Origin of the sequence: Candidatus Frackibacter sp. WG13, from assembly GCF_900114655.1 — a bacterium.
Classification (GTDB): Bacteria; Bacillota; Halanaerobiia; order Halobacteroidales; family Acetohalobiaceae; genus Frackibacter.
Map to the genome: position 1 here is coordinate 92506 of NZ_FOTT01000002.1, position 13078 is coordinate 105583.

16 protein-coding genes are annotated in these 13078 nt (G+C 36.3%); all 16 read left to right on the forward strand.

The features are described from left to right. Window position 1: 1 nt before the first annotated feature. A complete protein-coding gene (locus BM077_RS01995) occupies window positions 2-688 on the forward strand; it encodes a low molecular weight protein arginine phosphatase (RefSeq protein ID WP_089747857.1) in 687 nt (228 codons plus the stop codon). 72 nt (window positions 689-760) lie between these two features. Continuing rightward, a complete protein-coding gene (gene rpiB / locus BM077_RS02000) occupies window positions 761-1192 on the forward strand; it encodes a ribose 5-phosphate isomerase B (RefSeq protein ID WP_089747855.1) in 432 nt (143 codons plus the stop codon). A gap of 49 nt (window positions 1193-1241) precedes the next feature. Continuing rightward, entirely contained in the window at window positions 1242-2480 is a 1239-nt protein-coding gene (gene glyA, locus BM077_RS02005; RefSeq protein WP_089747854.1) for a serine hydroxymethyltransferase, read from the forward strand. Between the two features lie 20 nt (window positions 2481-2500). Beyond that, window positions 2501-3130 (forward strand): uracil phosphoribosyltransferase, encoded by a 630-nt coding sequence (gene upp, locus BM077_RS02010; protein WP_089747852.1) that lies wholly within the window; start codon window positions 2501-2503, stop codon window positions 3128-3130. Next, entirely contained in the window at window positions 3117-3596 is a 480-nt protein-coding gene (locus BM077_RS02015; protein ID WP_218124626.1) for a deoxycytidylate deaminase, read from the forward strand. The genes upp and BM077_RS02015 overlap by 14 nt, the downstream gene beginning before the upstream one ends. Before the next feature lie 90 nt (window positions 3597-3686). Then, window positions 3687-4733 carry a glycosyltransferase family 4 protein gene (locus BM077_RS02020; RefSeq protein WP_089747849.1) on the forward strand — a complete coding sequence of 349 codons (1047 nt, stop codon included), beginning with the start codon at window positions 3687-3689 and terminating at the stop codon, window positions 4731-4733. Between the two features lie 93 nt (window positions 4734-4826). Then, window positions 4827-5966, forward strand: coding sequence for a non-hydrolyzing UDP-N-acetylglucosamine 2-epimerase (wecB, locus tag BM077_RS02025; RefSeq protein WP_176941596.1), 1140 nt, complete (start codon window positions 4827-4829; stop codon window positions 5964-5966). A gap of 320 nt (window positions 5967-6286) precedes the next feature. Further along, window positions 6287-6514, forward strand: coding sequence for an AtpZ/AtpI family protein (locus tag BM077_RS02030; protein WP_089747847.1), 228 nt, complete (start codon window positions 6287-6289; stop codon window positions 6512-6514). 7 nt (window positions 6515-6521) lie between these two features. Continuing rightward, entirely contained in the window at window positions 6522-6917 is a 396-nt protein-coding gene (locus BM077_RS02035; RefSeq protein WP_176941595.1) for an ATP synthase subunit I, read from the forward strand. Window positions 6918-6938: 21 nt separating this feature from the next. Next, window positions 6939-7589 (forward strand): F0F1 ATP synthase subunit A, encoded by a 651-nt coding sequence (gene atpB, locus BM077_RS02040; RefSeq protein ID WP_089747843.1) that lies wholly within the window; start codon window positions 6939-6941, stop codon window positions 7587-7589. 90 nt (window positions 7590-7679) lie between these two features. Next, window positions 7680-7937: an ATP synthase F0 subunit C gene (gene atpE / locus BM077_RS02045; protein ID WP_078809467.1), complete on the forward strand. Its 258-nt coding sequence runs from the start codon at window positions 7680-7682 to the stop codon at window positions 7935-7937. 185 nt (window positions 7938-8122) lie between these two features. Then, a complete protein-coding gene (gene atpF, locus BM077_RS02050) occupies window positions 8123-8626 on the forward strand; it encodes a F0F1 ATP synthase subunit B (RefSeq protein WP_089747842.1) in 504 nt (167 codons plus the stop codon). Further along, entirely contained in the window at window positions 8620-9183 is a 564-nt protein-coding gene (locus tag BM077_RS02055) for a F0F1 ATP synthase subunit delta (protein ID WP_089747840.1), read from the forward strand. The genes atpF and BM077_RS02055 overlap by 7 nt, the downstream gene beginning before the upstream one ends. Before the next feature lie 4 nt (window positions 9184-9187). Beyond that, window positions 9188-10720, forward strand: coding sequence for a F0F1 ATP synthase subunit alpha (gene atpA, locus BM077_RS02060; RefSeq protein WP_089747837.1), 1533 nt, complete (start codon window positions 9188-9190; stop codon window positions 10718-10720). A gap of 51 nt (window positions 10721-10771) precedes the next feature. Beyond that, on the forward strand, window positions 10772-11626 hold the full coding sequence (atpG, locus tag BM077_RS02065) for an ATP synthase F1 subunit gamma (protein WP_089747835.1): 855 nt from the start codon (window positions 10772-10774) through the stop codon (window positions 11624-11626). A 30-nt stretch (window positions 11627-11656) separates the two neighbouring features. Beyond that, the gene (atpD, locus tag BM077_RS02070) at window positions 11657-13078 is read left to right on the forward strand and encodes a F0F1 ATP synthase subunit beta (protein ID WP_089747833.1); all 1422 of its coding nucleotides are present in this window, start codon (window positions 11657-11659) and stop codon (window positions 13076-13078) included.

The following is a 13078-nucleotide window of genomic DNA, read 5'->3' on the forward strand; positions in this document are numbered from 1 at the left end:
TATGAAACATAAGATTCTCTTTGTTTGCACAGGCAACACATGTCGCAGTAGTATGGCAGAATATATATTAAATGATTTAGTTGAAAATGAAAAGTATCAAGTCAAATCTGCAGGTCTTTCAGCAATGGAAGGTGATTCAGCAGCACCTCAGGCTGAACAGGTTATGGATGAAAAAGGGATAGATATGTCTGGACATCAGGCGCAAAGGTTAACAGAAGAGTTAGTAGATGAGGCCGATTTAATCTTAACTATGACTACACAACATAAGAGTTCAATCTTAAATATGTATCCTGATTGTAGAGGCAAGGTCTTTACGTTAAAAGAATTCGCTGAAGACGCAGATGAATTAGAAGGTTTAACTGAAGAGTTACAAGAAGTTTATAGTAGAATCAATAATAAGCGTGAAATCTTTTTAGATGAGAATGGTGCTAAAATTGAAAGGTTAAGAAAGAGACACCAGGAGTTAATGCAAGAGATAGGTGAAATTGAAGATGAATTAAATCGATTAGAGGAAGAGTTATCCAAAGAGATAGCTGAGGATAAGAAGGAATTAAAACGATTACAGAATGAAATGCAAAGTTTAAATGTTAGTGATCCTTTTGGACAGCCTATTTCTGTTTATCGCCAGTGTGCTAAGGAAATAGAGAAACATATTAAACTATCTCTTGACAAGATAGATGATTTTTAAAGTATAAAATTCAATTTGTGAGCAGGAGTATACTTAAAATTCAAGAATAAATATATGGAGGTGGCAAAAAATATGAAAGTGGCCTTAGGAAGTGATCATGGAGGGTACGAGATAAAAGAAGAGATAAAAGAGTATTTAGAAGAAGCAGAAGTAGAGTATAAAGATTTTGGGACGTTTTCTACAGATTCAGTGGACTATCCTGATATTGCTATACCAGTAGCTGAAGCAGTTTCTAAGAGGGAATATGATAGAGGTATCTTAGTCTGTGGGACTGGAATCGGGATGTCAATTACCGCTAATAAATTTAAAGGAGTTAGAGCAGCTTTATGCCATGACTTATTTTCGGCCAAAGCAACAAGAGCACATAACGATTCAAATGTTTTAACTATGGGAGAGAGAGTGGTTGGTAAAGGCCTAGCTTTAGAGATAGTTAAGGTGTGGTTAGGAACAGAGTTTGATGGTGGACGACACCAAAGAAGGATTAATAAAATTAAAGAACTTTAATAATATATGAGAAGTATAGTAGAAGAGTAGAGATTAAGGAGTGTTATTAATGAGCAAACTAAAGCAAATAGATCCTGAGATATCAAAAGTAATCAAACAAGAAGAAGAGAGACAGAGGGAGAAGATTGAATTAATAGCTTCGGAAAATTTTGTTAGTGAAGCGGTTTTAGAGGCTATGGGAACTGTCTTAACTAATAAGTATGCGGAAGGATATCCAGGTGCGAGGTATTATGGTGGATGTGAATATGTAGACGTTGCAGAAGAGCTTGCTATCGAACGAGCTAAGGAGCTATTTGGAGCTGATCATGCTAATGTACAGCCCCATGCAGGCTCACAGGCTAATGCTGCTGTTTATGCTGCTGTTTTGGATCACGGCGATACTGTCTTAGGTATGGACTTGACACATGGAGGACATTTAACCCATGGAAGTAAAGTTAACTTTTCTGGAAAACAATTTAATTTTATTTCTTATGGAGTTAGTAAAGAGACTGAAGCGTTAGATTATGATGAACTTTTAGATATTGCCAAGCAGTATCAACCTAAGCTAATCGTTGCAGGAGCTAGTGCGTATGCGAGAGAGTTAGACTTTGCTAAATTTAGGGAGATAGCAGATGCAGTAGATGCATATTTAATGGTAGACATAGCACATATAGCTGGCTTAATAGCAGCTGGATTACATTCTGATCCGGTTCCTTATGCTGAATTTGTGACTACCACAACTCATAAGACTTTACGAGGCCCGCGAGGTGGAATGATTCTTTGTAAAGAAGAGTTTGCAAAAGCTATTGATAAAGCAATCTTTCCTGGCTTACAAGGTGGTCCATTAATGCATGTGATTGCTGCTAAGGCAGTCGCTTTAAAAGAAGCCTTAGAACCAGAGTTCAAGGAATATCAAAAGCAGATTATTGATAATGCAAAAGTGTTAGCCGAAGGGATCAAAGCAGGAGGATATAGTTTAGTCTCTGGCGGTACTGATAATCACTTAATATTAATCAATTTAAAGGATAAAGATATTACCGGCTTAGCAGCAGAAGAAGCATTAGATGAGGTTGGAATTACTGTTAATAAGAATACAGTACCTTTTGAAACTCGAAGTCCTAAAGTAACTAGTGGAGTAAGAATTGGTACTCCAGCAGTTACAACTAGAGGAATGAAGGAACCAGAAATGAAGAAGATTGCTGAATTAATTACTAAGGTATTGAATAACATAAATAATGATGAAGTAAAAGAGGAAGTTAAAGAAGGCGTTAAAGAGTTAGTAAGTAGATTTCCTTTACATCAAAAATAATTCAAGGAGGCAGTTTACCGATGAGTGAAGTACATATTATTGATCATCCTTTAATTCAACATAAGTTAACTTATATTCGAGATAAGAGTACAGGTGCTAAGGAATTTAGAGAATTAGTAGAAGAGGTTTCAACTTTGATGGCTTATGAAGTAACTCGTCATTTACCGTTGAAAGATATTGAAATTGAGACACCAGTAATTAAGACTGACTCTAAAGTTATTGCTGGTAAGAAGTTAGGAATTGTACCTATTTTAAGAGCTGGCTTAGGAATGGTAGATGGAATTTTGAAATTAATTCCTGCTGCTAAGGTAGGTCACGTAGGCTTATATAGAGATCCAGAGACTTTAGAGCCGGTAGAATATTATTGTAAAATGCCAACAGATATAGAGAATAGAGAATTAATTGTAGTTGACCCGATGTTAGCTACCGGAGGTTCTGCCGAAGCAGGGATTCAATTTGTAAAGGATAGAGGTGCTAAGAAGATTAAATTTGTATGCTTAATAGCTGCCCCAGAGGGGATTGAAAGAATACAGAAAGCTCATCCTGACGTAGATATCTATACTGCTTCCGTGGATGAAAAATTAAATGATCATGCTTATATCGTTCCTGGACTAGGAGATGCTGGAGACCGGCTTTATGGAACCAAATAATGTAAAACGACCTGAGTTGGACGATAGGCCGAGTTGGAATGAATATTTTATGGAATTGACTTCAGTAGTAGCTAAGAGGTCTACTTGCCTGCGTAGAAATGTAGGAGCTATATTAGTAAAAGAGCGTAGAGTCTTAGCCACTGGTTATAATGGTGCTCCTAGCGGATTGGGACACTGTGCTGAAGTCGGTTGTATTAGAGAAACACATGAAGTTCCATCTGGAGAACGTCATGAATTATGCCGAGGATTGCATGCTGAACAGAATGCAATTATCCAGGCTGCATTACATGGTACTTCTATTGATGGGGCAATTTTGTATTGTACTCATCAGCCATGTGTTCTCTGCGCAAAAATGATTATTAATGCGGGAGTAAAGAGAATAGTATTTGCCGGTTCTTATCCTGATGAGTTATCAACTAATATGCTAAAAGAGGCAGGGGTTGAATTAACAGAGTTTAGCAAATGACATAAGATGGTAAGCTGCTATTGTTGACAATTGGCTTATAACTATATAGAATATGGAAAGACAGTAGCGGAATAGAAAGGATGATTTTAGATGCTTAAATATATTTTAGCTTTTGGAATTGCGGCATCGATAACTTATGTTTTAACCCCTGTAATTGAAAGGTTAGCTATACAAGTGGGAGCCGTTGATATTCCTAATGATCGGCGGGTTAATCGACATCCAGTGGCTAATCTAGGTGGGATAGCGATTTATTGTGGTTTTATAATAGCTGTTTTATTATTACTAGAACATGATCTTAAATTAGTAGGGATTATAATAAGTAGTACTTTAATGTTAATTGTTGGTTTAGTTGATGATCTTAAAGAAATTTCACCTAAAAGTAAGTTGTTATGGCAGATTATTGCTGCGTTAACTTTAGTTTCATTTGGAATTAGGATAGAGTTTATTACTAATCCATTAGGAGGAATGTTTTATTTAGGTGCACTAAGTATACCATTTACTATCTTTTGGTTAGTGGCAATTACAAATACAGTTAATTTAATTGATGGATTAGATGGTTTAGCAGCAGGTGTATCGACAATCGCCTCTTTAACCTTATTTATTGTGGCTATGCAAGAAGCAGAATTATTGGTTATGGCTTTAGCGATTACTATAGCAGGAGCATGCTTAGGTTTTTTGCAGTATAACTTTAATCCTGCTCAGATATTCATGGGAGATACTGGTTCTTTATTTTTAGGGTTCTTATTGGCTACGATTTCTACAGTAGGAGCTTTAAAGAGTGCTGCTACTATGACATTGGTGATTCCTATTTTGGCTTTAGGGGTTCCTATCTTTGATACTCTATTTGCTATTATTAGAAGACATCAAAATGGGAAGCCTATCTTCAAAGCTGACAAAGGTCATATTCACCATCGCTTATTAAAGTTAGGTCTGACGCATAAACAAGCAGTAATAGTAGTTTATTTAATCAGTCTTTCTTTAGGGTTAATAGCTATTGCTATTAATGGTGCCTCGGAGGTACAGACCCTATTTATCTTAATTACTATCATAACTATCTTGCTTTCTGGCTCCTATAAATTAGGAATCATTAACTTAGATATTGGTTCTACTAAAGAAGAATATAAGAAAGTTGGTTAACCTTTAGATAAGACCGACTAGTTTATTAATTAATAAACTAGTCGGTTTTATACATAGTTTTTTAAAGAAATCATATAATAGAGTAGTGGTGAGATGGTTATAAAAAGGTGGTGGCGAAAGATTAAGAAGGTTGCAGTTATATTTGGAACTAGACCAGAGGCGATTAAGATGGCACCGGTGATTAAAGAGTTAGAAGGGTCTCCAGGTTTAGATGTGTTTGTAATTGTAACTGCTCAGCATAGAGAGCTATTAGATCAGGTTTTAGATCTATTTACAATTACTCCTGATTATGATTTAGATATTATGGAAACCGAGCAGAGTTTAGAGCAGATTACTAGCAAAGTCATACAAGGTTTAGACCAAATTCTAAGCAATGAAAGGCCAGATATGATTTTAGTACATGGTGATACAACTACTACTTTTGCTAGTGCTTTAGCTGGGTATTATAAACAGATTCCGATCGGTCATGTAGAGGCGGGATTAAGAACTTATAATAAATATAATCCGTTTCCAGAAGAGATGAATAGACGTTTAAGTGGTGTTTTAGCAGGGCTTCATTTTGCACCAACAGAAGAAGCGAAGGGTAATCTATTACAAGAGAATGTAATGAAAGAGAAAATATTTGTAACCGGCAATACTGTAATCGATGCTCTATTACGAACGTTTGATAAGGATTATGAGTTTGTAGACCCATTAATAAAAGACGTAGATTTTAAAAATAAAGATATTATCTTACTAACTGCTCATCGAAGGGAGAACTTAGGCAAAGCTTTAACTGAGATCTGTGAGGCAGTCAAAAAGATTTTAATACAGAAGCCACAAGTAGAGATTATCTTTCCGATGCATCCTAACCCTAAGGTCCGTAGAACGGTAAGGAGGTTATTGGAAGAAGAATCGAGAATACATTTAATTGAACCTTTAGGATATAAGGAGTTTGTTAACCTAATGGGGAGGGTAGATATTATTTTAACTGATTCTGGTGGTATACAAGAGGAGGCACCATCTTTAGGTAAGCCAGTATTAGTCTTGCGAGAGAGGACAGAGCGACCTGAAGCGATAACTGCTGGGACTGTGCAGCTAGTAGGACATAGTCAAGAGACGATCATAAGCAAGAGCCTTGAATTATTAGAGGACGATAAGGTTTATAAGAGAATGGCTAAGAAGAAGAATCCTTACGGTGACGGTAAAGCATCTAAGAGAATAAGAGAAGCTTTAATTACATATTTTTTCTAATTAATTTTGTAATAAATTTAACAATATCCTTGCTTTTAATGGTCATTTTTGGTATTATTATAATTGGATTTGTATTATTTATTTATTTTTCATTGTAAGGAAAAAAATTCAATAAAAGAAAGATGGTTTGTCTATTTTTTGCACATAATATCGGGATATGTATGGATTTTGTACATGATTAATGAAGGAGAACCATCTTTTATGTAGAAATCTATTTATGGGTTTAAAGACTTAAGAGGCTTTATGATAAAGGAACTATGGTATTTTCACAATTGTCTGATAATTATAATTATGAAATATAGAAGTGGTGATCCAATTAAATGCTAAACAAAGAGGATGTTAAGAGTATTTTAAAGATGTTAAGCATGGTGTCTCAGTTAGGATTAATTATGGTAGCATCTATTGGAATTGGTTTTTTTATCGGACGTTTTATTGATGGCTTTTTGGACCTCAATTTTATATTTACTGCCATCTTCACTATATTAGGAGTAATTGCTGGATTTTGGAATATATATAAAAGTATTGATTTTATATTTAATAAGGAGTGACACTTGGTTGCAAAAGGAATTGAAAGAAACAGAAGTTGAAGTTCGTAATAATGTACTCAAAGTAGCAGGGTTAATTACTATCTGCTTAGCCTTAACTTTACGAACTGATTGGATATTAGGATACATATTTGGTACAAGCATTTCGTTACTAATGTTTAGGTTATTAGCAGTTACAGTAGATGGAGCAATAGAGAAGGGGTTTGATGGTGCTCGAGCTTTAGTCTTTAAAAGATATCTTATTCGCTATTTAATCTATGGTTTAGTGCTTTATGTAGCTTTGCACCGTAGTTATTTAAACTTCTTGGCTGTATTAATTGGCTTATTTATGGTTAAGTTTATCATATTAGGTGAAACTTTGTACAAAAAGTTTAAAGACTACTTAGATAGTTTAGTGGAGAAATGATAATAAAGGAGGTGAAGAAGAGTGGGACAAGGTCCACAGGAACTCTTTCAACTGTTTGGAATTCCAGTAACAGATACTGTTGTAGTCTCTTGGGCTATTATGTTAGTTCTCTGGATTTTTGCTATCTTTGCTAGTAAAAATATAGAGATGGTACCTAGCGGGGCGCAGAATGCAGCAGAATTATTTTTAGAAGCAATTTTAGATTTGATTGAGGGTATGATGCCTAACGAGGGGAAAAGGTTTTTGCCATTAATCGCAACCATAGCTTTATTTATAGGAATGGCTAATTTAGTAGGGATAATTCCAACTGTACCTAATCCAACCGCAGATTTAAATACAACTCTAGGAATTGCATTAATCGTCTTTGTAGCTACTCATTATTATGGTATAGAGAAGAAGGGTGTTGGAACTTACCTAAAAGAGTTTATAGAGCCTTCAATAGCATTGTTACCACTTAATATTATTGGAGAGTTAGCGAAGCCTATTTCATTGGCATTCCGTCTATTTGGTAATATGGCTGGTGGTGGTGTTATCTTAGGTATTATTGCTATGTTTGTACCGTGGGTAATTCCGGTTCCTTTAATGGCTTGGTTTGATGTCTTTGTTGGTGTTATTCAGGCGTTTATTTTCACTATGTTAGCTATAGCTTACATCTCAGTGGCTAGAGGTTAATATTTGAATTAGCTATAATGAGAGCCTTTATAATCAACTTAATAGGCTTTCTTAATAGATATACTTTTATCTTTGAAAGGAGGGGAAACCATGGCTTTAGATGCTAATACTGTAATTAGTGCTGCTTCAGCTTTAGGGGCAGGTATTGCTATGATTGCTGGTATTGGTTCTGGAATTGGTCAGGGTTACGCTGCTGGTAAGGCAACAGAAGCGGTAGCTAGACAGCCAGAAGCTCAAGGTGATATTACTAGAACTATGCTTTTAGGTCAGGCAGTTGCAGAGTCTACTGGTATTTATGCACTTGTTATTGCTCTTGTTTTAGTTTTTGCCAATCCGTTCCTTGGTTAAAGAAGAAGGGGCTGAAAGTTTTTTGAAATTTTAAGAAATCACGAGGGAAGGAAAGTAATTGTGCTTTTCTTTCCTTATATTTCCTTTCAGTTATCATGGTTATCTTTGTTTTAAAGAGGACAAGAGTTGATAATGAATATCTTTGAATTTCTGAATATATATTTTGGAAAGGAGGGGCTAAGAATATGGTAAGTATTGACTGGGGAATGTTTTGGGAAATAGTTAACTTCTTTATTTTGTTATTCTTATTAATTAAGTATCTTTATGGTCCTATTACTGAGGCGCTAGAAAAGCGAAAGAATAAGATTGAGAATACATTAACTGAAGCAGATAAGAAACGAGAGGAAGCAGAAGATTTAAAACAGAAGTATGAGAATGAATTAGCTAACGCTCGTCAAGAAGCACAAGCAATTATAAATAAAGCAAGACAGCAAGGTGAAGAGGAAAAGAAGGATATTATTAAGGAAGCAAATGAAGAAGCAAACAGAAAGCTAAAGCGAGCTGAAGAAGAGATTGTTCGCGCTAAGAAGCAAGCAGTTTCTGAACTTCGTGATGAAGTGGCAAGCGTTTCTATTTTAATTGCACAGAAGTTAATTGAAAAGTCTATTGATCAGCAAGCTCAACAGCAGATTGTAAGTGAATATATCGACAAATTAGATGGTGAGAAGATAGGTGAGGCTAAATGTTAAGTAATCAAGTAGCTAAAAAATATGGGCGAGCTTTATTTGAATTGGCTGTTGAGAAAGGGAAGTTACAAGATATCCAGACTGAATTGACTGAAGTTGTGGAAGCCATTAAAGAGCATGAAGAGTTAAATGATGTCATCTATCATCCACAAATTTCACGTGATAAGAAGAAGAGGTTGTTAGATGAACTCTTTGGTTCAGAAGTTTCTAAAATTTTGTTACACTTCCTTAAGCTTTTAATTGATAAGAGGCGGGAAAAGTTTTTAGAATCTATTTTAGAACGCTACATAGAGTTGGCGAATGAAGCAAATGAGATATTAGAAGTGGAAGTGAAGTCTGCCTTTACACTCTCTGCTACTAACAAGACTAGGCTAAAGAATAAGTTAGAACAGTTGACGGGGAAAGAAGTTAGATTAGAACCTAAGGTTGACTCTAATTTAATCGGTGGTTTAGTTCTTAAAATAGGAGATAAAGTGATCGATGGCAGTCTTTATAAGCATCTCCAGGTTATGAAAGATAATCTTAATAAAATAGAAGCAAGTAAGTTAGGGGTGAATTAATTCGATGAAGCTAAGACCGGAAGAAATTAGTTCCATCATTAAGCAGCAGATTGAAGGATATGAGAAGGATTTAAAGACAGTTAGTGTTGGTACTGTATTAAATGTTGGTGACGGTATTTCACAGATTCATGGATTAGAAGATGCCATGGCTGGAGAATTATTAAAGTTTTCTAGTGGAGTTTATGGAATGGCATTAAACTTAGAAGAAGATAGTATTGGTTGTGTAATTTTAGGTGACGAAACAGAGATTGAAGAGGGCGACACTGTTGAAAGAACAGGGGAGCTTGTAGACGTTCCAGTAGGTGAAAATTTAATAGGACGAGTAGTTAACGCTTTAGGTGAGCCGATTGATGGTAAAGGACCTATTGATACAGATAAGAAACGACCAGTAGAATCAGATGCACCAGGTATTATTGATAGAACACCGGTTAAGGTTCCGCTACAAACTGGATTAAAAGCGATTGACTCATTAGTACCGATTGGTCGTGGACAGCGGGAGTTAATTATCGGTGACCGTAAGACTGGTAAGACAGCAATCGGTATCGATACTATTATTAATCAGAAAGATAAAGACGTAATTTGTATCTATGTTGCGATTGGACAGAAAGCATCTACAGTAGCACAGGTAGTAAATAGGTTAGAAGATAACCAAGCTATGGAGAATACTATCGTAGTTGCTGCTAATGCTAGTGATCCAGCACCTTTACAGTATATCGCACCATATGCTGGTTGTGCAATGGGTGAAGAATTTATGCATAACGGCAAAGATGTATTAGTTATTTACGATGATTTATCTAAACATGCCGTTGCCTATCGTGAAATGTCACTATTATTAAGAAGACCACCAGGGCGAGAAGCTTATCCAGGTGATGTTTTCTACTTACATTCTAGATTATTAGAGAGAGCAGCGAAGTTGAATGATGATTTAGGTGGAGGTTCTTTAACAGCTTTACCTGTTATCGAAACTAAGGCTGGAGACGTTTCAGCTTATATTCCAACAAACGTTATTTCGATTACTGATGGTCAGATATACTTAGAGAGTGAATTGTTCTATTCTGGTGTAAGACCAGCGATTAACGTAGGTATCTCTGTATCTCGAGTTGGTGGAGATGCCCAGATAGGAGCAATGAAAGATGTAGCTGGTACATTACGTTTGGATTTATCTCAGTATCGTGAGTTAGAAGCTTTTGCACAGTTCGGTTCTGATTTAGATGAAGCAACTCAGCAGAAGTTAGCTCGTGGTGATAGAGTAGTTGAAGTTTTAACTCAGCCTGAGAATAGTCCAATGGAAGTAGAAGACCAGGTAATCAGTATTTATACTGTAACGAAAGGATATATGGATGATATTCCTGTAGATGATATTAATCGTTTTGAAGAAGAGCTATTAGGATTTGTTCATAGTAATTACTCTGAAATCCCAGAAACGATTGCTGATACAGGAGAGTTAGAGGAAGATGTTGAAGAGAAGTTGGTTTCTGCTATTGAAGAGTTTAAGAAGACCTTTGTAACTAATGATAAGACTAACGAGACTGCTTAAATATATGATATAGAGATTAATTTGATCTCCTAAAAAAGTGAGGTGATCATTATGCAAACCATGCGCGATATTAAGCGAAAGATTAATAGTGTTGAGAACACTAAAAAGATAACACGAGCTATGAAGCTAGTAGCGGCAGCTAAATTAAGAAAAGCTCAAGAAGGTGCAGAAGCTGCTAAACCTTTCTTCAAAAAGACTCGACAGGCCTTAATAGATGTTACGGGTAGAATAGAGGGAGATTTACATCCGCTCTTAGAAGAAAGAGAACAGGTGGAGAAGGTTGGTTATATAGTCATTACTGGTGACCGTGGCCTTTGTGGTCCTTATAATTCTAGAGTTTTAAGAGAGGTAGAAGAAGAAACAAATAACGAAGATAATATAGGTGTTATTGCCATTGGGAAGAAAGGGAGAAATTACTTTCGAAGAAATGGTGTAGAAATTGTTTCAGAATACCTTCATCTTGATGATAATCCTTCGGTTAGAAGAGCTAAGGATATAGCTGAAGAGATAATTGATTTTTATCAAGAGAATGTCTTTGACAAAGTATACTTAATCTATACTCAATTTAACACTGTGCTTGACCATGATGTTAAATCGATACAACTATTACCGGTTCAACCAGATGATATAGAAGAAGAGGGGCTACAGAGTGAGTATATTTATGAACCTTCACCTGGAAAAGTATTAGATGCGATTATACCTAAGTATATACGTAATATAATGTACAGTGCATTATTAGAAGCAAAAGCTAGTGAATTTGCTTCACGAATGACTGCTATGGATTCAGCAACTGAGAATGCTGAAGAGATAATTGATGATTTAACATTATCATTTAACCGCGCAAGACAGGCAGAGATTACACAGGAAATTTCTGAGATTGCTGCCGGTGCAGAAGCATTAGACTAAAGTTTGAAATGATACGAAGGAGGTATTAGAATGAGTGAGAATAAGGACCCAAATATTGGACGAATAGTCGAAGTTATTGGGCCAGTAGTGGAATGTGAGTTTGATTCTGAAGCGCTACCAAATGTTTATGATGCTGTTGAAATTATTGATGAAGATAGAGGCATAGATGTTACAGTAGAGATTATGCACCAGGTTGGTGATAGTAGAGTTAAAGGTGTAGCGATGTCTTCTACTGATGGTTTAGTACGAGGGATGGATGCTGTTAATACAGGAGAGCCAATCTCTATTCCTGTAGGTGAAGAATGCTTAGGGCGTATCTTCAATGTATTAGGAGATCCTATTGATGAACAAGGAGAGGTAGGTGCTAAGGAATATAGTCCAATTCATAAAGAAGCACCAAATTTTGATGAGCAGAGCCCTTCTGTAGAGGTCTTTGAAACAGGAATTAAGGTAGTTGACTTGTTAGCACCGTATGCTGAAGGTGGTAAGGTAGGTCTATTCGGTGGTGCTGGTGTAGGTAAGACAGTATTAATTATGGAGTTAATTAACCGAATTGCTACTGAGCACGGTGGTTATTCTGTATTTGCCGGTGTAGGTGAAAGAACTCGTGAAGGTAATGATTTATGGTTAGAAATGAAAGAATCAGGAGTATTAGATAAGGTTGCTCTAGCTTATGGTCAGATGAATGAGCCGCCTGGAGCACGGATGAGAGTAGGACTTACAGGTCTAACAATGGCGGAGCACTTCCGTGATGAGTTAGGACAGGACGTATTACTCTTTATCGATAATATTTTCCGATTTGTACAGGCAGGATCTGAGGTATCCGCTTTACTTGGTAGAATGCCTTCTGCGGTAGGTTATCAGCCAACATTAGCAACAGACGTAGGTGCCCTGCAGGAACGGATTACTTCTACTAATAAAGGTTCAATTACATCTGTTCAGGCTATTTACGTACCTGCAGATGACTTAACTGACCCGGCTCCAGCAACAACTTTTGCGCATTTAGATGCGACAACGGTATTGTCAAGAGCGCTTACTGAGAAAGGTATCTATCCAGCAGTTGACCCATTAGATTCCTCATCTACAATTCTTGAACCAGGTATTCTTGGTGACAAGCATTATGAGATTGCTCGTAGAGTACAGGAAACTTTACAGAGATACCAAGATTTACAAGATATTATTGCTATCTTAGGTATGGATGAATTATCACCTGAAGATAAGTTAACAGTAGAGAGAGCTCGTAAGATTGAAAGATTCTTATCACAGCCATTCTTTGTTGCAGAGCACTTTACTGGTGTGCCTGGAGAGTATGTACCGCTTGAAGAGAATATTAGAGGGTTTGAAGAAATCTTAGACGGTAAGCATGATGATATACCAGAGGAAGCCTTCTACATGGTAGGCGGTATAGACCAGGTATTAGAAAAGGCGAAGAAAATAAAAGGAAGTGAATAA

Coding starts and splice junctions, on each gene's coding strand:
- upp (WP_089747852.1), top strand. CDS start 2,501: ATGAGTGAAGTACATATTATTGATCATCCTTTAATTCAACATAAGTTA.
- glyA (WP_089747854.1), top strand. CDS start 1,242: ATGAGCAAACTAAAGCAAATAGATCCTGAGATATCAAAAGTAATCAAA.
- atpF (WP_089747842.1), top strand. CDS start 8,123: ATGGTAAGTATTGACTGGGGAATGTTTTGGGAAATAGTTAACTTCTTT.
- atpA (WP_089747837.1), top strand. CDS start 9,188: ATGAAGCTAAGACCGGAAGAAATTAGTTCCATCATTAAGCAGCAGATT.
- rpiB (WP_089747855.1), top strand. CDS start 761: ATGAAAGTGGCCTTAGGAAGTGATCATGGAGGGTACGAGATAAAAGAA.
- BM077_RS01995 (WP_089747857.1), top strand. CDS start 2: ATGAAACATAAGATTCTCTTTGTTTGCACAGGCAACACATGTCGCAGT.
- BM077_RS02015 (WP_218124626.1), top strand. CDS start 3,117: ATGGAACCAAATAATGTAAAACGACCTGAGTTGGACGATAGGCCGAGT.
- BM077_RS02020 (WP_089747849.1), top strand. CDS start 3,687: ATGCTTAAATATATTTTAGCTTTTGGAATTGCGGCATCGATAACTTAT.
- atpG (WP_089747835.1), top strand. CDS start 10,772: ATGCAAACCATGCGCGATATTAAGCGAAAGATTAATAGTGTTGAGAAC.
- atpD (WP_089747833.1), top strand. CDS start 11,657: ATGAGTGAGAATAAGGACCCAAATATTGGACGAATAGTCGAAGTTATT.
- BM077_RS02055 (WP_089747840.1), top strand. CDS start 8,620: ATGTTAAGTAATCAAGTAGCTAAAAAATATGGGCGAGCTTTATTTGAA.
- atpE (WP_078809467.1), top strand. CDS start 7,680: ATGGCTTTAGATGCTAATACTGTAATTAGTGCTGCTTCAGCTTTAGGG.
- BM077_RS02030 (WP_089747847.1), top strand. CDS start 6,287: ATGCTAAACAAAGAGGATGTTAAGAGTATTTTAAAGATGTTAAGCATG.
- wecB (WP_176941596.1), top strand. CDS start 4,827: ATGGTTATAAAAAGGTGGTGGCGAAAGATTAAGAAGGTTGCAGTTATA.